The sequence below is a fragment of the Patescibacteria group bacterium genome (assembly GCA_041665365.1).
Classification (GTDB): Bacteria; Patescibacteriota; Patescibacteriia; order UBA9570; family UBA9570; genus UBA9570.
Genome location: JBAYIY010000001.1, coordinates 131,852 through 155,163, shown reverse-complemented (window position 1 = coordinate 155,163; position 23,312 = coordinate 131,852). Strand labels below are relative to the sequence as shown.

General features: G+C 40.7%; 25 protein-coding genes. 18 read left to right on the top strand and 7 right to left on the bottom strand.

The annotated features are described in order from the left end of the window. Window positions 1-113: 113 nt before the first annotated feature. From WCV88_00825 to WCV88_00815, 3 genes are all read left to right on the top strand, one after another. Window positions 114-1,607, top strand: coding sequence for a hypothetical protein (locus WCV88_00825; protein ID MFA6474727.1), 1,494 nt, complete (start codon window positions 114-116; stop codon window positions 1,605-1,607). A gap of 182 nt (window positions 1,608-1,789) precedes the next feature. After that, complete coding sequence (locus tag WCV88_00820; GenBank protein ID MFA6474726.1) at window positions 1,790-1,993, top strand: hypothetical protein; 204 nt, start codon at window positions 1,790-1,792, stop codon at window positions 1,991-1,993. Between the two features lie 89 nt (window positions 1,994-2,082). Then, on the top strand, window positions 2,083-2,328 hold the full coding sequence (locus WCV88_00815; protein MFA6474725.1) for a hypothetical protein: 246 nt from the start codon (window positions 2,083-2,085) through the stop codon (window positions 2,326-2,328). Here WCV88_00815 and WCV88_00810 read toward each other — a convergent pair. From WCV88_00810 to WCV88_00785, 6 genes are all read right to left on the bottom strand, one after another. Continuing rightward, window positions 2,325-3,638, bottom strand: a complete 1,314-nt coding sequence (locus WCV88_00810; GenBank protein MFA6474724.1) for a recombinase family protein — start codon at window positions 3,636-3,638, stop codon at window positions 2,325-2,327. The two genes, WCV88_00815 and WCV88_00810, sit on opposite strands and share 4 nt — an antisense overlap. Before the next feature lie 73 nt (window positions 3,639-3,711). After that, complete coding sequence (locus WCV88_00805) at window positions 3,712-5,259, bottom strand: hypothetical protein (protein ID MFA6474723.1); 1,548 nt, start codon at window positions 5,257-5,259, stop codon at window positions 3,712-3,714. Further along, window positions 5,256-5,693, bottom strand: a complete 438-nt coding sequence (locus WCV88_00800; GenBank protein ID MFA6474722.1) for a hypothetical protein — start codon at window positions 5,691-5,693, stop codon at window positions 5,256-5,258. Before WCV88_00800 ends, WCV88_00805 begins: the two co-directional genes overlap by 4 nt. 2 nt (window positions 5,694-5,695) lie before the next feature. Continuing rightward, window positions 5,696-6,466, bottom strand: coding sequence for a site-specific DNA-methyltransferase (locus tag WCV88_00795; GenBank protein MFA6474721.1), 771 nt, complete (start codon window positions 6,464-6,466; stop codon window positions 5,696-5,698). Next, window positions 6,417-7,697 carry a DNA modification methylase gene (locus WCV88_00790; GenBank protein ID MFA6474720.1) on the bottom strand — a complete coding sequence of 427 codons (1,281 nt, stop codon included), beginning with the start codon at window positions 7,695-7,697 and terminating at the stop codon, window positions 6,417-6,419. Before WCV88_00790 ends, WCV88_00795 begins: the two co-directional genes overlap by 50 nt. 84 nt (window positions 7,698-7,781) lie before the next feature. Next, the gene (locus tag WCV88_00785) at window positions 7,782-8,675 is read right to left on the bottom strand and encodes a hypothetical protein (GenBank protein MFA6474719.1); all 894 of its coding nucleotides are present in this window, start codon (window positions 8,673-8,675) and stop codon (window positions 7,782-7,784) included. A 55-nt stretch (window positions 8,676-8,730) separates the two neighbouring features. Between WCV88_00785 and WCV88_00780 the strand changes: the two genes are divergently transcribed. From WCV88_00780 to WCV88_00715, 14 genes are all read left to right on the top strand, one after another. After that, window positions 8,731-9,255: a hypothetical protein gene (locus tag WCV88_00780; protein MFA6474718.1), complete on the top strand. Its 525-nt coding sequence runs from the start codon at window positions 8,731-8,733 to the stop codon at window positions 9,253-9,255. Between the two features lie 9 nt (window positions 9,256-9,264). Continuing rightward, the gene (locus tag WCV88_00775; protein MFA6474717.1) at window positions 9,265-10,362 is read left to right on the top strand and encodes a Shedu immune nuclease family protein; all 1,098 of its coding nucleotides are present in this window, start codon (window positions 9,265-9,267) and stop codon (window positions 10,360-10,362) included. A gap of 15 nt (window positions 10,363-10,377) precedes the next feature. Continuing rightward, entirely contained in the window at window positions 10,378-11,547 is a 1,170-nt protein-coding gene (locus WCV88_00770) for a hypothetical protein (protein ID MFA6474716.1), read from the top strand. Between the two features lie 31 nt (window positions 11,548-11,578). Continuing rightward, entirely contained in the window at window positions 11,579-12,331 is a 753-nt protein-coding gene (locus WCV88_00765) for a HEPN domain-containing protein (protein MFA6474715.1), read from the top strand. Beyond that, window positions 12,328-13,299, top strand: a complete 972-nt coding sequence (locus WCV88_00760; protein MFA6474714.1) for a TerB N-terminal domain-containing protein — start codon at window positions 12,328-12,330, stop codon at window positions 13,297-13,299. The genes WCV88_00765 and WCV88_00760 overlap by 4 nt, the downstream gene beginning before the upstream one ends. Before the next feature lie 114 nt (window positions 13,300-13,413). Continuing rightward, window positions 13,414-14,184: a heliorhodopsin HeR gene (heR, locus tag WCV88_00755; protein ID MFA6474713.1), complete on the top strand. Its 771-nt coding sequence runs from the start codon at window positions 13,414-13,416 to the stop codon at window positions 14,182-14,184. Window positions 14,185-14,763: 579 nt separating this feature from the next. Further along, the gene (locus WCV88_00750; GenBank protein ID MFA6474712.1) at window positions 14,764-15,303 is read left to right on the top strand and encodes a hypothetical protein; all 540 of its coding nucleotides are present in this window, start codon (window positions 14,764-14,766) and stop codon (window positions 15,301-15,303) included. Between the two features lie 189 nt (window positions 15,304-15,492). Further along, a complete protein-coding gene (locus WCV88_00745) occupies window positions 15,493-16,506 on the top strand; it encodes a hypothetical protein (GenBank protein ID MFA6474711.1) in 1,014 nt (337 codons plus the stop codon). A 25-nt stretch (window positions 16,507-16,531) separates the two neighbouring features. Beyond that, the gene (heR, locus tag WCV88_00740; protein MFA6474710.1) at window positions 16,532-17,302 is read left to right on the top strand and encodes a heliorhodopsin HeR; all 771 of its coding nucleotides are present in this window, start codon (window positions 16,532-16,534) and stop codon (window positions 17,300-17,302) included. Between the two features lie 321 nt (window positions 17,303-17,623). Continuing rightward, entirely contained in the window at window positions 17,624-17,947 is a 324-nt protein-coding gene (locus WCV88_00735; protein MFA6474709.1) for a metalloregulator ArsR/SmtB family transcription factor, read from the top strand. A gap of 21 nt (window positions 17,948-17,968) precedes the next feature. Beyond that, window positions 17,969-19,363: a hypothetical protein gene (locus WCV88_00730; GenBank protein ID MFA6474708.1), complete on the top strand. Its 1,395-nt coding sequence runs from the start codon at window positions 17,969-17,971 to the stop codon at window positions 19,361-19,363. 80 nt (window positions 19,364-19,443) lie between these two features. Continuing rightward, on the top strand, window positions 19,444-20,022 hold the full coding sequence (locus tag WCV88_00725; GenBank protein ID MFA6474707.1) for a hypothetical protein: 579 nt from the start codon (window positions 19,444-19,446) through the stop codon (window positions 20,020-20,022). Window positions 20,023-20,200: 178 nt separating this feature from the next. Continuing rightward, a complete protein-coding gene (locus WCV88_00720) occupies window positions 20,201-20,761 on the top strand; it encodes a putative metal-binding motif-containing protein (GenBank protein ID MFA6474706.1) in 561 nt (186 codons plus the stop codon). 151 nt (window positions 20,762-20,912) lie between these two features. After that, complete coding sequence (locus WCV88_00715; protein MFA6474705.1) at window positions 20,913-21,452, top strand: FKBP-type peptidyl-prolyl cis-trans isomerase; 540 nt, start codon at window positions 20,913-20,915, stop codon at window positions 21,450-21,452. Between the two features lie 3 nt (window positions 21,453-21,455). Here the strand turns inward: WCV88_00715 and WCV88_00710 are convergent, their stop codons facing one another. Beyond that, window positions 21,456-22,226, bottom strand: coding sequence for an SDR family NAD(P)-dependent oxidoreductase (locus WCV88_00710; protein ID MFA6474704.1), 771 nt, complete (start codon window positions 22,224-22,226; stop codon window positions 21,456-21,458). A gap of 65 nt (window positions 22,227-22,291) precedes the next feature. Between WCV88_00710 and WCV88_00705 the strand changes: the two genes are divergently transcribed. Then, window positions 22,292-23,299, top strand: a complete 1,008-nt coding sequence (locus tag WCV88_00705; protein MFA6474703.1) for a lipocalin family protein — start codon at window positions 22,292-22,294, stop codon at window positions 23,297-23,299. Window positions 23,300-23,312: the final 13 nt, after the last annotated feature.

The window sequence follows — 23,312 nt, the reverse complement described above, 5'->3', positions numbered from 1 at the left end:
ATTTTATAAAAAACAGAATCCCTAAAACAAACCATGCATGTTCAATCTGTAAAAATAGAAACCCAATTTCAAGCATTGATGCAAAAAGCGTTTAAGGGTGAACTTGTTTAAATATGATTGCTCAAACACTCCCTACATCTGAGCCCAGTCTACTATTTAGTGACTATTTTAAGGTGCCTCCACAACATTTAGAGGAATACGGGGCGTTTAATATAAGTTTAGTGACTGACCTACCATTGTTTATTGATCCATTTTTAATTTTTCACAGTGAAAAGGAAGTATATCAGAATTTACATTTGGAAATTCTCAAGTATCTTCGTTTCTTGAGAGAAATTTCTATAAGGCATGAAACTATCTCATCTGGTTTAAGAAAAGAGTTATTTCATTTTAAGGAAGTTGAACAGAATTGGTTTGGTTTCACAGTCGGCGGAAATAAGGGGCGTGGCCTGGGACCAAAATTTGCCAAGGCGCTGCATTCCGGGTTGTCTTCGATTTTAAGAAATTTTGGCGAAGAACAAATTACGGCTAGTAGCCATCTTGAAAAATTAGGTCTTATTCAACCGGGTGTTGGCAGAGATAGTATAAGTGATTTTACTGTTAATCTAATAAAAGGTTTCTTACTAGAGTATACGGCACAGTTTGCAAGGGAGTATATTGATCCTGCGTTATGTAGAGAATTTGCGGTAAGCAGAGTCTGGTTTAATTATAAAACAGAAACATGGGTACAAAAGCAATATATTCTTCCTACATATAATGGTGACTACATTATCTTGACACCGAAAGATTTATTGACTAAAGATGAAAGTTGGATTAATTATCCAGATTTAGTAAAAGAAGTTGTAAGTATTGGAAATGCGATTGATGATGATAACTTAAGAAGTAACTTAGATCGATATTTTCAAAAAGTACTTCCTGATGATTCTAAAGATAAACAAAAGAAAGAAGCCGGACAAAGAGCTATTAAAGAATTCCCTGAGGTAATTGACCACTACATTCGCTATAAAGAAAAAACAGGTGACCAGGCTGAAGCAATAAGTGATTTGAAGGTTCAGTTTTCTGAACAACTGTTTATTGAGAATACTAAGGAACTTCTAAAGCTACTTGGTAAAAATACCAATTTTTTAAGAACGCCAATTAATTCGTACGCAGAAAGCATGCGTAGAATTAAATATCTAAAGGATGTTATTGAAAAACAAGATGGCTATAAGCTATTTTATATTGATGGTCATCCTGTGAAACGAGAGTCAGATTTTCAAATAGTTTTTAAACTGGTTTGGTATGGTTCAGAGTATGATTTTAATGCAGAGGTCAATAATGGTAGAGGCCCAGCTGATTTTAAGGTGTCTATGGGCGCGGCCGATAAAACAATGGTCGAATTTAAATTAGCCAGTAACACCCATCTGAGAACAAATTTACAAAAGCAATTGCAAATCTATAAAGAAGCGAATGCTACCGATAAGGGTATCTATGTTATTTTCTATTTTTCTGAGCAGGAAAAAATCGGCGTTGATCATATCCTTAAGGCACTAGAAATGAGTGGGCAAGAAAATATTATTCTTATTGATGCCAGAGACGATAACAAGCCATCAGCTTCAGTTGCTTCATAGCCTAAGTTGGTTGATAGATAATAATTGGCACTTGACTATGGAGAGTGCTAATTATACAATATATTTCGGTGAGCTGGTCTCAGCCGTTCTACTCATGTTCCGATTGTTGCAGGTTGCAGCAGACTGCATTAAGCAGTCGGAGAGATGTGGTCGAGCTCTTCCAAATTAATGTTAAAATTGATATGGCAAAAGACGCACCAGGTATGCGTGGATATCGTTCCCGCAATAAAAGTGGCCAATTACGCGATAAGCGTGATGACACTCATATTGGTACCATTGAACAGCAATATAGATTGAATCTAAAAGTTCGTTCAGATATGCATCTGGGTACCTACTTAAAAGAGAACAAGATCAAGTCACTTAATGATTTAAAAAATAATCAATAAGCACCTCTGATTTGCTGAGGCCAGTTGTCACCATACTCAGAACGTTTGTTTTTTAACCCAACAAGACTAACTTGTTATCTTATATCTTTATGCCTAAAGTTAATCCTCTAAAAAATCCAGGAAACGTATTACTAGTAAAACAAGCTAATAATAAAATATTTAGCGTTCATGATGTTAAAACTGAACCTAATTTTGTAAACAAAATTTGTGATAATCGGTCACTAAACATTACTTGTGAAGTATGTAGTATAGCAAGCATACAATATTATTTGAATGAGAATTGGAAGCAAGTTGAAGATTGTTTCAAGAAGAATATAGAAAAATCAGAAATTTAATTTTCAATATTCACTTTCTGATCCTTCAACATCAGCTTACTATCCAAACATTTTAGTATCTCCTGCTTCTCTTCTCTAGTTCCTTCTTGCAGCACATATCTCACATACATCTTCATATCAACGACTTTTTGGCCAGTTGAGCCATCTGTCACCTGTCCAAGCACGCCTCGTGCAAATTTTCTGAAGCGTTCTAGTTCTTCCTGGAATTTTCGCTTAGCTGCAATCGTGTTTAAATCAACCTGATCAATAATGTACAGTAGTTGTTTTAGAAGTTCCTCTTCCCGAATAAACTTTTCGGCACAGTTCACATCACGTCCTCGTGTGCAGTGATAATACACGTACCGCCTCTTACTTCCATCGAGCAACTTTTTAAACTTTTCTTCTGCGGTTACTCCTGAACCACATCCTCCGCAGGTGAGGAGTTGTGTAAAGTGAAAATTCTTTGCTCCCCAGACTGTTATTTCAGTATCTGGCCGCTGCATCTGTTCATTAGCAGCATCAAAGACATCTTTCGTAATGAGTGGGTCATGTTTACCAACATACCAGTTACCGCTGCCCTCAGGGAATTCGAACATGCCATAGTAAAATGGATTTTTCATCATGCGGAAAATGGCGCTTAGTGCCAGCATATTACCACTACGTGTAGTAAAGGGAGTTTCTTCTTTTAACCAGCGATGAATCATCCGGCCGCTAAACCCATAGAGCCCTACCTTTTTAAAGATCAGTTGGATCGTCTCAGCTCGCTCTGGATCAATCACAATCTTCTTGTCATTTGGTCCAATCGCTTTCATGATGTTGTATCCAAGTGGCGGCATCCCTGGACGCCAGCCCGTACCGGCTTTGGCCCGTAGGCCGCGCTTCACATTAAGACCCCGGTGATCATTTTCCAGCTTGGCCTGAGAACCCAGAATCATCAGTAGGAATTTTTCATTAGGTGAATTGCTGAACGTCTGGCCGTGGGTACGAATTTCTTTGATGTGCCCTTGATCCATCAGATCGACAATTGAGCCTAGGTCGCCAGCATTACGACTTAATCGATCTGGCGCCCACGTGAGTATTCCATCAAACATATCTGTGGCAATATCTGCCAAGAGAGTATTTAAGACTTCGCGCTGGCCTGAATTTTTAGCTGAATGGGCCTCACGGCGGATATCAGTGACCTGTAGCCCCTGTTGCTCAGCAAGCTGCAGCATTTCATTGACTTGTGATTCAATCGACATGGCTTGCCGTTCGTCTTCCTCTGAAGACTTACGCGCATACAGGCAGTACTTAAGGTTGACTCGAGTTGTATCTAGGGTAGTGGTAATCATCTATCTACAGTAATGTCACACCCTTTGTAGGCTATCCAGTGACAGCTGTAGGTAACTTGTTGGTAACTTTCTCTTAGATAATGTTCCAGTTTGGGGGATCAAAGTAGCCTCCTGGTACGCATTTACTGTACATGCGCATCCGTTTAATGGGTTCATTATTCATATCACTTAGCTGCCAAGCTGGCCGCATATTCATCACCTGCATGATGACTAAGGTAAAGGCGTCTAGTAAATCGTCATGGCGCTCTACTCCAAATCCAACGATTTGGGCAATTAAATCCTCTGCACCCGTACGTGGAAACAGGATCTGGCCTTGTTCAATCAAAGGTGAGACGATTTGTAATCGGGCTCGTTTATCTGCCCCGGTCACAGTAATGCCTTCCACCGGCAGACGACGTTCCTTGAGGGTTTCCACAGCACTAGCCTGATAAGCTACCTGCTCGACGTAGAGTTGAGTAGGATGCGTTTTACCTAAACGTTTACTAATATTATCCGCCTGTTCAATCGTTTCGGCAAAACTAAGACGTTTATTGATAGGGTGCGGCAACACATAGAATTTAATTTCCTCGTGCTCAAAACTAAATATTTCAATAGAAACCATTGCTGTATAGTCTGCAGAGTCTTTTTTACTAATGGCTAAATCAATACCAGTACAGACCTTTTCTAAACGGATAACATTTGTGTAATCATCCAGCTCTCGCTGTTCTGGTTCCTTGGGTTCAGGGAGTGTGTCGTAATAATGAATATCATCATAGCTAATGACTTGTCCATCTTCGGGTACAATTTGTAATTCAAATTCGCGTTTCCAGGCAATGGGATTACCAATCTTACGCTGTTCCTGAACCAGACTCGCTTCGTTAGGAAATTTAGCAGCCCACAAAGGTTTGCCCTCTGAGATGATGGGATAGCGTTTTACAATACCATCAATCCGGTCATCATCAATCAGTTTATTGATCCGCATCAGCAAGGAATCTTCATGTAGTAAATTTCCTAAAATGACGGTCTGCGTGTGTCGGTCACCGGCAGGGATGATTTCACCACTTAACCATTGAAATGTTTTGTTTCTTGACTCCATGGTTTTAACTGATGACAAATCTTCAATATCATCACAAATAATGAGGTCGGGCCTTACTTCTGCATGACGAATTCCACGAATACTTTGTTCTGTAGAAGCAGCAATAATTTTGGCATCGTACCGAGGAATAACAATGGTGTCCGCGCTCCATTGCGTAGTGCGTGTGACAAATGGTCCAAAATCTTTACGTAATAAAATATTTTCCTCCAGTTCATGTTTAATGTGCTGCAATAATGACTGCGCTTGATACTGGGTCTGACTTAAAATTAAGATACAGCGTTTCTTTTTCTTCCCTAGCAAGGCCCATAAGGGATAGGACAAGGATAAGATAGTGGATTTGCCAGAACCCCGGAACGCCATAAAGACCAATAAACTCAATTGTGGGTTTTCAGTCAGCTGTAACATTTCTCGATGAAACGGCGCCGTTTCGTAGGTGATATATTGATTAAGGTAAACATGAAAAAACCAAAAATGCGATTGCATTGTTATAGCTTTCCGTACCGATTTTGTGCTGCTGATAATCGCAAATTGTTCAGCTGTGTTCATAGTATCTGTGGTGACTCATTATTTAGGAGTCGTGCTTGTTCAAGAGCAACTTGAACTACACGCTGCTGTTCTGGAGTTAATTCAGGCAGATCCGTAGATTGACCGCCCGTCAATTCAATACGTGTTGTATAAGCCATGTGGTGATGTTTTAGCCAGAAGATGATGGCCGTCATATTTTGATCTTTAATCGCAGAAATTAACTGCGACTCTGCCATATCATTTACCAGTCCCACGCCATGGTCGAGTGCAGTGTGTACTGCCTCTGCAAATGCTGGGTCATCTTTTAGCCAGCGATAGTAGGTAGCCCGTCCCAGCTCCATCTTTTGGCAAGCCGCTTGGATGATGGGTGTTTTCTTCAGTAGTTCAATTAAGGCGTCCTTTTGGGTTTGCTGACGTTTTTCAATGGTCATTCTTCTCTTGTGTTTAGGTTCCATATTTATTGATCCCCATATTTCAAAATGTGCTGCTCAAAGCGTTGTAGAATCGTCGTGTAATAATCTGGATCAAGTTCCATCATGAGACAACGGCGTTGGGTTTGTTCACATGCAATCAGCGTCGACCCTGAGCCACCAAAGGGATCGTACACAACGTCACCCACCTGGGTATTATTCAGTATGAGGCGGCGTAGCAAACTCACTGGTTTGGTGGTTGGGTGCAGGCGACTCCGCTGCGGCTTTGGGCAGAAGAGGACGGACTTATCTTTATTTTTATAGAAACGATGCGTGCCGTACCAGCCATACATAATGAGCTCGTGTTGTGGCAGGTAATCTAAGCGACCAATAACAGCATGTTGTTTCATCCAGATTAGTAACTGAGCAAAGTGTAACTTGTGGTTATCCATGGCACGGCGGAGGGCAAATAGCATCTTATCTGAGTTAAATACATAGAAAGCATTCCGTTTGGCTAAATGCGGCACTGTCAGTTTTAGCCATTGCTCCATAAAGTTTTGATATTCCTCTTCGCTTTGGACGTGGTCATTAGCGATCACTTTTTCATGACGAAGAGTTTGAAAACCTTGTTTACTTTCTACATAGCCAACTCCGTACGGTGGATCCGTCAGTACTAGATTAATTTTCTGTTTTCCTATCAGTTGAGCGACATCAGTTGGATTAGTAGCATCGCCACACATGACGTAGTGGTAACCTAACTGTTGTGGTTCATTTAGTTCCGTTGAGCTGTTTGGCTTTATTTCCAGTAAGTTGTTCATAGCGATTGAGTATTAATTGTGTAAAAATAGGGTCGATTTCAGCTACATAGGCTACCCGCTTTAGTTGTTCACAGGCGATTAACGTTGAACCAGAACCTCCGAAGCTATCCAATATACGGTCACCGGGCTTAGTACAACGGCGTATGGGCTTTTCATGTAGGGTAGCTGGCTTTTCAGTGGGGTGTGTATATTGCATTCCAGGCAGGCGTTTTTCGAACCAAATATTTAAGAGGTCTTGGAGATCATCAATAGCGCGATTGCCGGTACCCACTTCCTTGTTCAGAATTTCGTGCAGGTTTTTAATTTCAGCCAGATAAGGTTTACCACGAGTGCCGTAGACACATGGTTCATATAGTTTATTAAATGCCACTTGGGGAGTCATATTGTGGTTGTTTTTAATCCAAAGACAGACCCGTTTGTGGTTGATCCCTACTGTGGTATACAGTTGCTGCAACAAGCCAATATATCGCTCATCGCACCAGTAAAACACATGACCTGCATCATCCAGTACTGTCAACGCGGTTTCTAGGGAACGTTGTAAAAATAGTTGATACTCAGAATCGGATTGATGATCATTCAGCTGGCTATGGCCATACTTGCCTTGGGTGCTTATACCCTTAGAATAATTTAAGGCAATGTTGTATGGGGGATCAGAGTAAATCATCTGTACATGCTGACCTCCTAGCAGTGCTTGAATCACCTCGGGTTGAGTAGCGTCACCACAAATGACGCGATGATCACCGAGCGCAAACAAATCACCAGCTTGAATAGTAGTATGTTGTGCTTCTTTGAATTCTTTTTGGGTATGAAAGTGATCATCTTCTACCTCTAACATTTCATCCCAAATGATAGAAAGGTCTGCATCATCAAATCCAACATCGAGCAAGAGGTTCAGATCAAATTCTTTAAGCAACTCGAAGTTCCATGACCCCACATTCCTGTTGAGCCGAAGATTAAGTTCTTTTTCTTTGGCAACCTCAGCGATATTGAGATAGATCACGGGCACCTCTACATATCCTAGTTCTTTTGCAATGTGCAGCCGGAAATGTCCTCCGATAACAATATTGTGACGGTCTGGATTATTATTAACAATAATTGGATCTACTAAGCCAAAGCGCTGAATGCTGTCTTTGAGATGAGTTTTGGCTGCTTCGTCCCAGCGCCGCGGGTTATAGGGGGCAGGGTTTAGGTCGACTATCTTAACCTGAACGGTTTGAATGGGTTGATTCATAAGTTATTTTTCTTAGTAATTAAAAACACCCAATACATTTAAGCATAGGGTGTTTGGAGATTTGGAAAGTTCCGTAAAGTTCCGCTAGCTGTAGTTGCCAAGTTCTCGTTGAATACGCTTTTGATGGTTTTTATAGGCCTGTTGGCATGCTTTTTTAGCGCAATTCTTACTATCGGCTCTTACTGGTTCGTATTCTGCGTTACAATACACGCAAACTTTTTGATAAGGCATATTTGTAACCAGGGTATGAAGGTGTACGGTTTTTTCGTCCAACTGACGTAATACCCATTCCAAGTCATAAGAGTAATCGTAGTAAAGCATCGCTAGCCGGTACGGATTTTTTGCGCGACGTCGTACTACGAGTGGAATACATTCCATGTAACCAAAAAAGTCTTTTGTGTCATCATGTTGTTTTCCTAAAAATGCAAACTCTGATTGCCACTCCTGAAGATCCTTTATACTAAAACCAAAAGTCTTGATCAGTTTCTTCAACCCTGGAATAACAGTATTTTTGAGTTCGTGCTTCCTACTTGCTTTATAGTCACGTTCTATATCTTTTCTATTGTAACCATTTACCTTGCTATCAATTAAAATGCGTTCAATATTTAGTCCTGCATCCGCACAGATGTTATTGATTTTTTTTAAAAAAGATAAAATTGTACTTAATTTTTTTAAATCATTTTTAATGACTTGGGGTGAACTCGAAAGCATTGTAGCGAATGTCTTACCATCATTCATGTGTTGCTGAAAAATAATCGGTAACTGATATTGTTTAAACAAATGCCTTCGAATATTATCATAAACAATAATCTGTTCTTGTTGATATTGCTTTCCCTTACCTGGTTTCAGTAAGTCCTGTTTGCTGAATTCATTTAGCACGAAAGGGGTGCTAACTAATCCATAGTCTTTAAGTACCAAGCAAAATCTATCTTGGTTATGTAGGATATTTTTCCCCTGAGCTTTAAATTTTGTAGCCATAGAGACAGTTTAACATAGGTTGCCAAAAGAAACCAGATATGTTAGCATTGGCACAATGCTTAAAGATTCAAATAAATTTTACTGGCACGCCAATACTTCAAGTGGAGGAACACTCAGTGTTAGGTTAACTCTTGCGCAAGGCTTGTCAAAAGCAAAAAAGGAATCAGCTTTGGCCCAAGCTTTAAAGGATTGCATTAGATTCATGGAGCAAAGGGGCTACATCCCGGCCAATGCTGAAATATTATCATCCAGTGATATCGCCAAACAATACGGGCATAGTCGTCAGTATTGGGAAAAATTATTAAACCAAGGCAAAATTTTATATCGTGAAACATCAGCCGGACGTATTACCACAGATCTTTGGGTAAAGGGGTATATTGATAACAAAGAAAAAGTAGATCAGTATGTCCGCAATGCTAAAACTGTTTTGAATGCAATACGAGAGACTAAAAATAAAAATGGACTAGTATTATGCCCAGTATGTAATAAGGATCGATTTGAATTTTACGTTAACACAAATACCAACGTGAATGGTATTTGTCGGCTGTGTAAATTTCAAGTGAACACAATCAAACAATAAAATGAACTTATGAGAGCTGTAAAGAAAAAATTAAAACATGTCAAAATCAAGAATAGAACTTATGGTAATGCCCTTAAAGGAGTTTGTATTTATTACGAAGGCAAAAAGCCATCGAATTTAAAAAAGGATGGCATGATATCTTTTGGAAAACATATTTTGCAAAAGTTGCAACGTAAATTTCCAGGCAATTATAAGTGGATTATCACAGACTCAGATTCTCACATAGATCTTTTTAGAGGAAAATACCTTGTTTACACTTCAAAAACATTGCTTTCTAAAATGGGTGGAGAGAGCATTACACGAAACCGAGATATTAAAAATGATATTGTTGATCATTTTTTTGCTGCAACATATCCGAATCATTTTGCTGCTGAGGATATCCAAGTATATGTGCCAGGTTTATTATCTAAGGTTATTAGTCCAGCGATGATACCTCAGCTTTCCTCAGAGGATAGGGATGTTCTGAATAAGTTTTTACCGGGGTATATTGCATCTGAATCAATTAGTAGCGTTAACCTCTTAAAAGCCCAAGCACAAATTAAATCATTGAAAGAGTTGGCAGCTTATCTCAAGAAAGCCATCCAATCGAAGCATGCGGAGTCGTGGTGGCAAAAATATATTCGGGATAATATTTTACTTATTCAACAAGGGTACATTAAAGCAATAGAGAAAATGAATGTAGCAATTGGTAATACAAAATTACCTGACTTTGCTTTAATAACACATGATAACTATTTAGATATTCTAGAAATAAAAAAACCGGATACCAATCTGCTTCTGCCAGATGATAGCCGAGGCAATTATTACTTTGATAAAGAAATTTCTAAAGCTATTATTCAAACCGAGAATTACATGTCCCAAGTTCATCGTCATGGTGATGCTATTCGAAGTTATCTGATAGATAAACATAAAATTCAACTGCAGGTCTTGCGTCCACGAGGCATTATCTTAGCAGGGAATGCTTCCATTTTAACTGAGCAAAAGCAGAAAGATGACTTGCGACTACTCACGCAGGGATTGAAAGATGTGGTAATAGTCACTTATGATGAATTGCTTAGCCGTTTGGAAAATTATATTGACGTACTTGAAGCGCATACAAAAAAATAGTTGTACAAAGCTTAGATGGGTACTGTACGAGAGCTGAAAGAAAGAACTCATTATGATGATAGATATGACTTGCATACTATCAAGTATTGTCAGATGATCGAGCATGCACAGCAGCGTGTCAGTGAAGCTAAAAATTTTAAGAAAGGAACCCCTGAGTTTGCGCAATATAAAACTTTTTCAAAAATGAATCTTGAATTGCAAATGTATTTTGAAAAAGGTGAGCTATGGAAAAACAAAGAAAAAACAATCCAAGAATGGATGGAGCGTGACAGGGTGCGGGATCAGTTACTTGAAGCAGCAATTGCTCCAAAAAATATCTACTGCTCCACATGCCATGAGTCTATACAATCTGACTTTAAAACATTAACTGATCGAGACGGCAAAGACGTCGTCTTATTCTTTTACACTTGTCCAAGTAAACATCGGGGCCGGGCTTTCTACCATGATGGCATTGAATACGTATCGCAACCAAAAGTTTGTGTGCGTTGTCATCGGCAAACAATTAAAACAGAACGATCACGTAAGGGAGATATTATTACAACTATAGAGCGTTGTACGAAATGCCATCACAAAACTGTAGATGTGCTTGATTTAAAAACAGAAAAAAAGGATGAAATGAGTGAAATTGAGTTTAAGAAATTGCGTAAGAAATATTGCATTTCCGATGAAGAGGGTCATGAGTATTTGAAGTTTCTGGTAGATTTAGAAGAAATGAAAAAGATAACCGATGAAGCCAAAGAACAGGAAGAGCATAAGGGGCTTTATGAATTAATTGCGTCCATTGAACGACTCACTGTCCCGCAGTTACGCAAGCGTGTAGAGGCACTAGCTACAAAAAACGAATATACTCAAATCACTTTTGAACAGCCGGCGATTAGTAAAGATGTGCAGATTGGCTTTTCAGTCCAAGATGAATCAACGCGCCAGTCATACGATAGCATCAGAACTTTGACCAGGTTGCTTGAAAAGAATTTAGCGGCCACCAACTGGTCACTAATGTCTGAAGGCTTAACCTTTAGAATGGGAGTACTGACAGGCCGTTTACATGGTTATGACCAAGAGGATGCTATTAAACAGCTGGTCATATCTCGGCTCAAGAAAGGTTTATTAAAATTACCAAAGATAAAAAAAGAAACGGATGAATGGGATGTGACTGGCAGTGATCATTCTAAGATACGGCTATGATTAAAATGTACCTAGGATTATAATACTTATTATGATCGACGAAAGTATTATCCATAGAAATGCGATAGCTAGTGATTTTAGATCCTATGCTGATAGAGACTACATTGCTGCACGTACACTGTTCCGCAACCAGTGCTTGGATCAGTTCCTTACTTTAGCTCATCAAAGTATTGAGAAATATTTGAAATCGATACTTTTATACAACGGCGTAAAAGTTCCCAGAAATGCAACTGGTAATCAATGGCATGAACTAGAGTATTTGTATAATTTATGTAAATCTAATATTCCATCTTTTAACATCTACAAAGAGTGCCTTGATTTGGTAAAGAACTTAAGTGTTTATAACTTTGTTCGCTATCCTGATTTCCCATTTTATGCTAAACGATCTTGGTTACTAGTTTTAGATGAACTTGTTTGGCAGTTGAGATTTTTTAGCTGTAGTGATACTCAACGTATCAATCATTTTATCAAAAAAATCGGCTGGAAGAAGTTAGAAGAAAACACAGCCAATAATAGTGCTAATTATTTCACGAATGGTTATTTGGAAGGTATTCTAAAAGATAAGAGTAGCAAGCATCATATTGAGAGAGGCAATTTAGTTTGGAAGAATCTATATTTTGGGAAAGTAAAAAAGAAATCCATAATGTTTAAACAAGGGTTTTGGTCTAAAAATAATCATTTATTTGCTTGTTCCAAAGAAGAGCAGAAAAATGTTTATAATGCAGTAAAAGATTACCTGTATTTTACAAGCGCAGCAAGAAAATATTTTGAATCTATAAAATGAACATTTTCAAAAAGCTTTTTTCACCTTTAATTCCAAGGCACCAAGCGCTAGTGCCAAGTATACCGTCTATACTGCGTAATTCTTTTCATATACCTCAACCTACGCTGTCCTTACTTTGGTTTACAGATGAACCCCCATCTAAAATTCAATCCGCCACTACCATCAATATCACTATTAGTCTGGGTCCAGACGGTATAAGGACTAACATACCAGATCGACATAATTTTTTTGCTGAACCCAGTTTAATTTGGACGCAATTACCAGTGGAGCAAAATGATGAGCTTGAACAGGATAAGCTTTACTATCCATCATATACTGGACTTACGCCTGAACAACGGTATCAATATATTAATTGGTTGCGGGATGTCACTCAAGAAACTAATCTAAGTTATGTCTTTTTATACTACTATGGTCTTGAGCGTCAGTTGCTGGTTGGTAATTTTGATTTGGCCGCTGAAGAAATTTTGAGATTATTAAATCATCATGATAAAGGGACTTTCCGATCCTACGCTCAGCAAGCCTTAATGGTTGCTATTATTCATAAAAAAAGGATTGATTTTGCGCAAAATAATTTATCAATGCTAGAGGGTACTTCCAACGAGGTACTTCTCATTCGTAGATTTTTAGGTGAGAATATACAACCGCAAGATATCATTCAATTGGCTAGCAGAGTAGGGTTCACGAACAAACGTTATGTTAAACAATATCCCGAAGAGTTTAAGCAGGAATTAACTAAGCTAGTAGAACGCTTTGAGCAAAGGCAGGGTTCTTTACTTGATATTGTTCCGGTAGAAGAATTAAAAATGAGTCAGGTGTCAGTATTTGCCAACTTGTCTTTGCCAGATGAGATTCGCAGCATACAGTTACCACAGTTATTAGGTCATCCAACCTTTGCCTCTACCCTAAAATCCTTACTACAGGACGCCCATCAGAGCGTAAAGGCTAATCACCATACTCAAAAAAGCTAGTTCGTATTACGCCGCCATGCCGTCACAAGTCTAGGTTTTTTCTAGTCGCAATCGAGACAATATGATATCTTAATCCTAAGCCTAGTATTTTATACACTACTTAGGAGGACGATTATGCCAATAACTAACAAGTTTCGTAACTTACGCCGGTGGAACATTGCGATGTTCTTCCTGCATTCAATCCAAGCCACAATCATGCTGGTAGTCAGTAATAGCTTTGCGTTACCGTTGACGACATTGTTTGTTGAATTTAATCCGCAAACGCGCAGTCTCGGCCAAGATTTACAGCAACTGACCACAGTACCGATTGCCCCGTTAATTGCTGGATTTTTAGCCCTGTCAGCTTTGGCCCACTTAATAGTTTCATTGCCTGGTGTGTATCAATGGTATGTGAAGAATTTAAAGTCAGGGGCTAACTATGCTCGCTGGGTAGAGTATACCTTCAGTTCGTCGTTAATGATTGTGGTCATTGCGATGTTGACCGGCATGTATGACGTTTTTAGCCTGGTGCTGATGTTTAGTTTGAATGCCATGATGATTCTGTTTGGTTGGATGATGGAGCTACATAATCAATCCACACAAAAAACGGACTGGACAGCATACATCTTTGGTTGCATTGCTGGTGCCATTCCGTGGATTATCATCGCCTGCTATTTAGCGTTTGCTGGAGAAGGAGAATTTAAAGCCCCAACCTTTGTCTACTGGATTTTCTTCTCGATGTTCCTCTTCTTCAATAGTTTTGCGATAAATATGGTATTGCAATACAAGAAAGTCGGGAAATGGAAAGATTATACCTATGGTGAAAAAGTGTATATTGTCATGAGTTTGGTGACTAAATCACTCTTGGCTTGGCAAGTATTTGCCGGTACATTACGTCCAGTATAAAGTGCAGAATATTACGCCACTATACTCCTCACAAGTCCAGGCTTCTTCTAGTCGCAACTGAGACAACGTGATATCCTTTTTATAGTGTCTCAACTGTCTCATTTAGGTGACCCATCAACCCTGTAGGTAACTCGAAATCTAATCCCAATAAACCCCGACTGGTCTAGGTTCTAGACCAGTACGTCCAGCCTACGTAACTCACAAGGTTCGTTACTCCGGCTGGCAAGCCAGCTAACCTCACCCTCTCAAAAGTCCTCATATAGCCCAGTCCGTCGTATTTGGGCTGAAGCCGAGGAGAAATGGTATTTTAGTAAAGCAGAACCATTTAAACAATGGCTAGCTAAAGTTGGTTATGAGCGCTTACAAGAAACTGTTGATCCAGAGTTGGGTCTTAATCGAGCTCGAGAAAATTGGCAGGAACTAGGCAGATCAGACAAATGGATCGAGAAGCGCATGCTTGGCCAAGAGACCCGGAATAAGCTGACCGATAAAGCCTTGGTGGTCTAGGTTCTGGACCTGTCAGGTTGTATAGCCCGTCTCCGCGGGCTGTTGACAGCACTGGCTTTCCAGGCCTAAAATATGCCTATGCGAACATATGCGTACGCCACCGTCGTCATCCTTCTCGGCCTCACGACTGGCTGTAAAATTGGGCTTCCGTCACAGCCGGCAAGCAATGGAGAACCACCGTTTGGTGCGACGGCGTACGAGCAGAATCTCGACGCGATGTTGGCGAGTCAGGGCACTGATCAGGTAGAAGTACTTGTCCGCTTGGTCGTACCCGAGAAGGCATCTGAATTGCATGACCTTCTCGCCGCCGATGGGAGCCCAGACATCGTGTCACTCAACGCAATGGGGGCAACGGACTCCGCAACGATGACAACCGGTACGATTATGTTCACGGGAGAGATGTCAAACGATGCCTTGAATACAACTATATCTTCCTACGCAGCTTCCAGAGTGGGTGGAGAACTGCGCAGACAGCTCGAACAAGCAGCGCTTGCAGGCAATGCATTTTCCGTCAATCAGTTTAGCGGGGTCGGCAAAGCCGATGAGATCCGAGCCTGGTGGCATGCCAACTCCACACAGATCAAAGCCGTCATTTCTACACCGTCATTGTGATGCTCGACTAACCTGCGACACTGGTATTTATTGATAATTTAGGATGAGCTTCGAAATCAAAGGTGATTTTCGAACCCTACCGCCCCAGCCTACGTAACTCACAAGGTTCGTTACTCCGGCTGGCAAGCCAGCTAACCTCACCCTCTCAAAAGTCCTCGTCATTGATATGTGCTATACTACTCATCAATCATGGAGGAAATCGACACAACTCAATTTATTAAAGGTGTAGAACGTTTAGTGAAACCAACCGACGTGGTGGCAATTAGCTTTTTAAATTCCTTTACCAAGCTTATTCCCAAGCCAATTCAAAAGAAGTTGATGACCAGTACTGCCAAGACCATCCCGCACATGGGTTTTGTGGTGGAGCCGTATAGTCTGTTTTTGTGTTATAAACTTAAAAATGTTGCCTTAGCACAAAGTTTAATCTCGGCAGATTATGAAATGATCAAAACCAAAATATTTGCTGACGATGAACCAGAGTACTATATTATTTTTGGTTGCGTGACCGCCCATACCAGTGCCTTCTGGGGAAGTAGAATTGAAATGTATGTGATTGCAGAAAATAAACACACCGGGTTACTCAGTTGGGTGATTGTAGATTACGATACCAATACCAATAGTTATGATCCCAAACATGGTTTAGTGAATGCCAATAGCACAAATTCAGTGATGACCACTACGCATCATGGCAAGGTGCTCGTACATATGGAACGTGACGATGCTTCTCGTAAACTCGTCGTAGAAGCAGATAGTACCGCTGGAACCATGTGGCCGCTCGATCAACGACTATGGTTGGAAGGCAATTTATCGATCGATTATGGTACAAACGTATCGGATGGTAAATCGAATGTATTTTCGCTGCAGTTTGATCCATTAGAAGTTGAACAGGCGCTACGCATTCCGCTTGAACACGTCACAGTTGAAACCAATAGCTGGTATCCAGGTTTATTTGAACCACAACCAATTCAAGTGGTGTGTTTTCCCTATGCTCAACACTTTGTGACCGATAGTTATGTCAGCAAAAGTACTATTTTAACCAAAGATGAATTAGTAGCTAACGTAAAAGAGCTTGATGACTTGAGTCAGTTTTCAGGTTTTTCGGCCAAACCAATTAAACGGCAATTATTTATTGGCATGATGGTCTCTGCTACTATTACTACTGCATTGGTGCTCTATATTATCGTACAAGCCGTAAATAATTAATTTATCATTAAGCATACGGAGGACTATGCCGAACCCAAATACATTTCTTAATTTGCGACGCTGGAATATCGTCATGTTTTGTTTGCATGCCGTGCAAGCTGTCGCTGTACTGGTATTGAGCAATTCGTTTGCAGTACCACTAACGACTGCATTTTTAAGTTTCAATACTCAAAACTTCACGCTGCAACAAAATTTGCAAGAGTTAACTACTGTATCGGTAGGGCCCCTGGTGGCAGGTTTTTTTGCCTTGTCGGCCCTAGCACATTTAATGGTGTCGTTACCCGGTATCTATGAATGGTATGTGAACCATTTAAAAAAGGGCGCGAACTATGCTCGTTGGGTTGAATATTCACTGAGCTCGTCGCTGATGATTGTAGTGATTGGTATGTTGGTTGGTATCTATGATGTATTTAGTTTGCTGCTGATGTTTGGCTTAAATGCCATGATGATTTTGTTTGGCTGGATGATGGAATTGCATAATCAATCTACCAAAAAAACTGATTGGACAGCCTATATCTTTGGCTGCATTGCAGGAGCTATCCCTTGGATTGTGATTGCGTGCTATTTAGCCTTTTCCGGTGATGCGGATCATCATGCACCCACCTTTGTGTATTGGATTTTTTTCTCGATGTTTCTCTTCTTCAATTCATTTGCAGTGAATATGTTATTGCAATATAAGAAAATCGGGAAATGGAAAGAGTATACCTATGGCGAAAAAGTGTATATTATCCTAAGTCTGGTGGCGAAATCTTTACTGGCCTGGCAGGTGTTTGCCGGTACATTACGCCCTGTATAGTTTACAGCATATTACGCAACAATACCCCTCACAAGTCTAGGCTTTTTTCTAGTCGCAATCGAGACAGTATGATATCCTTTTTATACTGTCTCGTTTGTCTCATTTAGGTGACCCAACAACCCTGTTGGTAACTCCGAATTTAACCCAAGTAAACCCTCGGTGGTCTAGGTTCTAGACCAGTACGTCCAGCCTACGTAACTCACAAGGTTCGTTACTCCGGCTGGCAAGCCAGCTCGATATCAGAAAGAACTCTTGCTCTAGACAGATAAATTATGGCGTGGTATAAGTTTAACACTTGTTTAAGTATTAAACTATATTTTAATGCTCAGTGAAAAAGAAGTGCGTAAAAATCGTCAAACATTCAGTGAAACCGATATAACCATGGCAGGGGTATTTAAGGTGCTCAGCGACGTGAATCGTTACCGCATTTTCATGGTGCTTGCCAAACAGCCCAAACTGACGGTTGGTGATATCGCCAGAATTCTCAACATTTCCGTACCGTTAGCCTCGCAACACATCAAAATTTTAGTACACGCTAATATATTGCAAAAGGAGCGAAATGGAAAAAAAGTTTTTCCCAAACTTGAACATAATAATCCATTCGTGCAAGCAGTCATTAAAACTATTCAACAAGCTCTTAAATAAACAATTTAACCAATACAATCTATGAAAAGCACTACCTATCTTATCACGAGCTTAGTCGGATTAATAACTCTCATTGGAGCCAGTTGTACCACGCCAACACCGGTGGATCCAGTCAAAAATACAAACGTAGTTACAACAGTTTCTGACACAACTTCTCCTGAATTAACCGACATTGACACCGAATGGTCGACAGCCATGCAACGCGGTGATGCCGATGCAGCTCCAAGTTATAGTGAGTTTATGACGGCTATGTCTAGCGTCAGTACCCATCTGCAAACCTTCATTGCCACCCACGATGATGCGTCCATTGACATCGTGAACATTTCTCAACGTTTAACTACTGCCTTAATGAGAGGTGATGCCGATGCAGCTCCGACCTATCATGAAGCCACCGTAACCATTGCTAACTTATTGCAAGAATTTAAAGTGGCTATAGGACAATCAGAGCCACTGTCTTATTCAACCAGCGGCGTTTCCGTAGCGGTTTCAAAAACGACAGCACCATTTGATTACACTGCTGATCAACTACAGAGCAACGCAACTGAGTGTGGTTCACAACATGAAAGTGGCTATTTTGATCAATTGGTTACCATGTTTAATGGCACGGTCATGACAACATATGACTTTAAATATACTGGGGCCAGTCAAACAGCAGATACTTTTAAAGTAACACTCATCCCTAATACGGCAGGTTATACATCTCTAGATCAGTTCAAAAATGACTGGGATATATGTGCTACCGGAGGAAGTTTATATCCTACAATGCTCAATACAGACTGGCTGCTGTTTGAAGATTCCTGTGGCAGTGGATTTGACGATGGATCAGGGCTACCGATTGGCTGTGACGAAGTGAAAAAAGTTGTTGAACCAAGTTTGAAATTGAATGTGGCTACTGCAGATACAGCTGAGACTGCCTGTGCCACGGATGGCTGGGAACGCTACGCGCTAGCGGATGTCGCGTTATCCTTTTGTTATGATCCCGCCTGGGGAGCGCCGATCATTGAACCTTCAGCAATTGGAGATGAAGCCAAGATAGGAGAATATTACGCGATTACGTTTGAAGGCGGAGAAGATACATCTCTAAACGGTGCAGAAGAAGGGACATTTCTATTTTGGTACCAAACCATAGATTTTGAAAAAACGGGTGATCGAGATACTGGCGCTAATTTCTGTTTTAATTGTATTGACTTTGCCCAATCAGATGAAGAGCTAGAAAACACACTCTATCCAGAAGCGGATCACACACGTATTGATGTAACCAGGTCAACAGTAGATGGGCATGATGCGTTGAAAGTAACCGGTGAGTTTGAATTCTGGAGCTACTACATCCCGAATGCGCCCGCCGGTTATCATATTGTATTAAAAGGGCATGATAGTGACATTGCACCCATCATTGAATCGTTACAGATAGAGTAAGCGTACACATCACAGAATGTTTGGTGGATGAGGTTGGGCTGATTTTAAAAGCGACTTAATATATAATTTAAATAATTCTTATGAATCAAACATGGAAAATCATTGTCGCCGTCATAATTACGGCAATCGTTGTCGGGGGTGGCTTTTACTTCTGGCAACAAAACAAAGAAGTGGAAACCCCACAAATTACACAAGAGACAAAAGACAAAACGCCAGTTCCAGCAGTTGAAACTGACAAAACATTTGAGGGTAGCGGATTTTCATTCACATATCAAAAAGGATATACAGCAGATGATAAAGGACTTTGGACAGAAGAAGGTTATCAAAGACATATAAATCCGCCTGAAGCTTGCGACACATGTCAGATACCAGAAGTACAAGTAAAAGCCACAACGTCAAATAACACCGTGGATCAACAAATCATTAGTGATTACGACTTGCCGGGAACAACCTTGGCAGAAATGTCAGCACAAACCGGCATTAAATATGAGAATGTAAAAATCGGCGACAATGATTTTGTCAAAATCACAGTTAGCGATATGTTCGACGTGACAGGATACTACACAAAACACAATAATCAGATCGTCGCTTTTAGAGTTTATTGGACTGAGAGAGATAATGAAGCCCTAAAAGAGATTATCTCAACATTGAAATTCTAATAAAATCAGCCCAACATCAGCTAACACAGGCTATGTGGCTAAGCTCGGTTTAGCCGCATAGTTTGGTGGATGAGGCGAAAGTAAGTCCCGCACTGTTCAGTACCAAGTGGTAATGGCAAGCGCGGGGTTTTACTTTCAACCACAGCCAAACCCCAGGCCACCAACATGTGAGGTATTCATGTTTATCTCTATTTCTTTGTTTCTGCTTTCCGGCTGCAACCTCAACGATGTTTGCATTGAAGGCGTGACGTCAGAGTTAGCTGAGATTTGGCACTCTGACGATGACGGGGACGGTCATGGTCAGGAGGATAGTCCCATCATGTCGTGTACTCAGCCCGATGGGTACCTGGCCGATGCGACCGACTGCGACGACGGCGATGCGACGGTTTACAACGGAGCCCCGGAGTTGTGTGACGGTCTCGACAACGACTGCGATGGAGACATCGACGAGGGTACTTGGCCCGACTCCGATGGCGACGGGGTGGCGGCCTCCACTGACTGTGACGACGCCGACTCAGATGTTGCTGGCCCGTCTACCTGGTACGAGGATGAGGATGAGGACGGGTACATCAACCCGTTCAATGGAGTTGTCGACTGCACTCAGCCCGATGGGTGGGCGCTGATGGTCGAAGATGCCGACTGTAGTGAAGGGGACGACAGTGTCTACCCCGGAGCGCCCGAGCTCTGCGACGGGCAGGACAACGATTGCGACTTCGTAGTCGATGAGGGCTGCGAGTAGAAACATGGTTTCTGGAACCTAAACAAAATCCAGACTTTTTTTAAATATAGCTTCATCATACTAATTGTGAATTGTACCCATCACTAGTGTAGGCTTTTCTAGTCGCAATCGAGACAATGTGATATCATTGATTAATAAATAAATCAATTCTATGAAAAATGTTTTTAAAATAACTACCATTATTTTATCACTAGTGTTAATCAGTGGCTGTGCTAGCACCACTACCACTTCTTCAAATACGAATATAAACGTTAATAAATCTACTACAAAAAATATGAATGCAAATGTTAATATATCAAGTGGTGAGTTTAGCAGTGGTTTGCAATTACCCATCACTGATATGAGTACATTAACCACTACTACATCTGGTTTAAAATATAAAGATTTAACGGTTGGTACTTCTACCGATACTGCCAAAGCTGGTGATAATGTTGTAATGGATTATACTGGCATGTTGCCCGATGGTACGAAATTTGATAGTTCGCTTGATCGTGGTCAGGCTTTTACCTTTACCTTAGGCGTTGGTCAAGTGATTGCCGGTTGGGATGAAGGTGTCGCTGGTATGAAAATTGGGCAAGAGAGAATTTTAGTGATTCCATCTGAGTTAGGTTATGGTTCTATGGGTGCCGGCGCCGCTATTCCACCCAATGCTACTTTGCAATTTCAAGTGCGCTTAAACGCGATTCAGTAGTTTTTAAGACAACAACACGCCGCCGTCTACTACCATCATACTACCGGTCATGTAACTAGAGGCAGCACTGGCTAAAAATAGTGTTGCCATGGCGATATCATCCGGTTCACCCATGCGGCCTAATGGTATTTTGGCTAAAAATTGTTTCATGATGGCGGTCATATCAACACCGGCCGGTACGGCTCCTGAATTCAGGTTTTTTACACCCTCAGTGTTTATACTGCCCGGCGCGATGGCGTTAACACGAATACCTAGCTTACCTACCTCTAAGGCAAAGTTTTTCGTAAAGCCCCATACAGCGTGCTTGGAAGCATCATAGGCGGCTAACCCGGCCATGCTGGGGTGTAACGCATCAATTGAGGCGATATTAACAATATTACCTCGACCTTGCTTGGCCATGACATTACCAACTTCGCGGCAACACAAAAAAGTCCCTCTTAAATTAACCGCCTGGATTTTTTCCCAGAAGGATAACTCCATAGCTAAGACTGGTTGTTGTGGAAAGATACCGGCGTTGTTTACTAGTATATCTATTCGACCAAATTGTTTTTGTACAGCAGTAACTAAATTTTTTATACTCGTTTCATCACTGATATCGGTTTTTATGTAAAACTCATTATCTGTTAAGCTTTTCGGTTCAGCAACGTCGGCAATTATGACATTAGCTCCGGCTTCGTGTAAACGCTGGACGATGCCCTGACCAATGCCCATAGCGCCACCGGTGACAATAGCAGTTTGGCCAGTTAGATTAAATAGTTCAGCGATGGGTTTCATAGTGATATTAAAAAAATGTTTAGAGTTGTCTAGACTGAGGTTATTCTATATCATACAGGGTAACTATGAAAGCACTACGATTCCCTCACGATGAGTTACCCCACAATGTCGCCGGAGAGTGGTGGTACATTAATGGGCATCTGACCGATAAATACAACAAACAGTATGCTTTTATGTACTGTATTTTTCATGTTAATCCAAAAAAATCCAGTTTACCCATTTTGGAATATTTACCAGTGGAGTCAATCTATTTTCCCCATGCTGTATTAACTAATGTTAGCCAAAAAAGTTGTGAACGGCAAATTAGTTATTTAGCCTTACATACACAGCCTCCTAGAGCTAAGTTGTTGTCTTTATCGTGTAGTCTCCCATTAAAACCATTACAAGCACCGCAGCGCCTAGACGAACTGGAACCATTTCATTATGTTGTGCAAACCGATAAAATGCACCTCCAATTATTGTCCGAAAAACCGCCCCTCTTAGTAGGTGGAACGGGTATTATGAAATATCAAGGTAAATCATCATGTTATTATTCAATACCCAGATTATATGTGTCTGGTAATATCCAGTGGAACAATAACCTCATTCCAGTACAGGGGATTGCTTGGATGGATCATCAGTGGGCTGAGGCGCGATTCGTTGATTTTGACTGGACGTGGTTTTCCTTACAACTGGATAATAAAACTGATATTTTGTTGGCTCGTTTTAAGGATAATGAAAAATTTAAAAATAGTGCCAGCGTATCTTTTCCAGATAATACTCAAGTTCATAATAAAAAATTTACGCTTGAGCCAGTTGGTACTGCCTGGACTAGTCCTAATACCAGTGCCACTTATCAATTAACCTGGCATATAAAAATTCCAGCCATAAAATTGGATGTCACAGTCACACCAAAAGTCAAACAGCAAGAAATGATCTTTGGAAAAATGAATTACTGGGAAGGTCCACTACAGGTGTGTGGTACGATGGCAGGGAAGCCGGTAACAGGCGATGGTTTTCTTGAATTAGTCGGCCGACACGCTAAATACAACAATTTAAAATTTATTAAGGAGTTACTGACGCAGGCTTTATAACAATATTATTTAT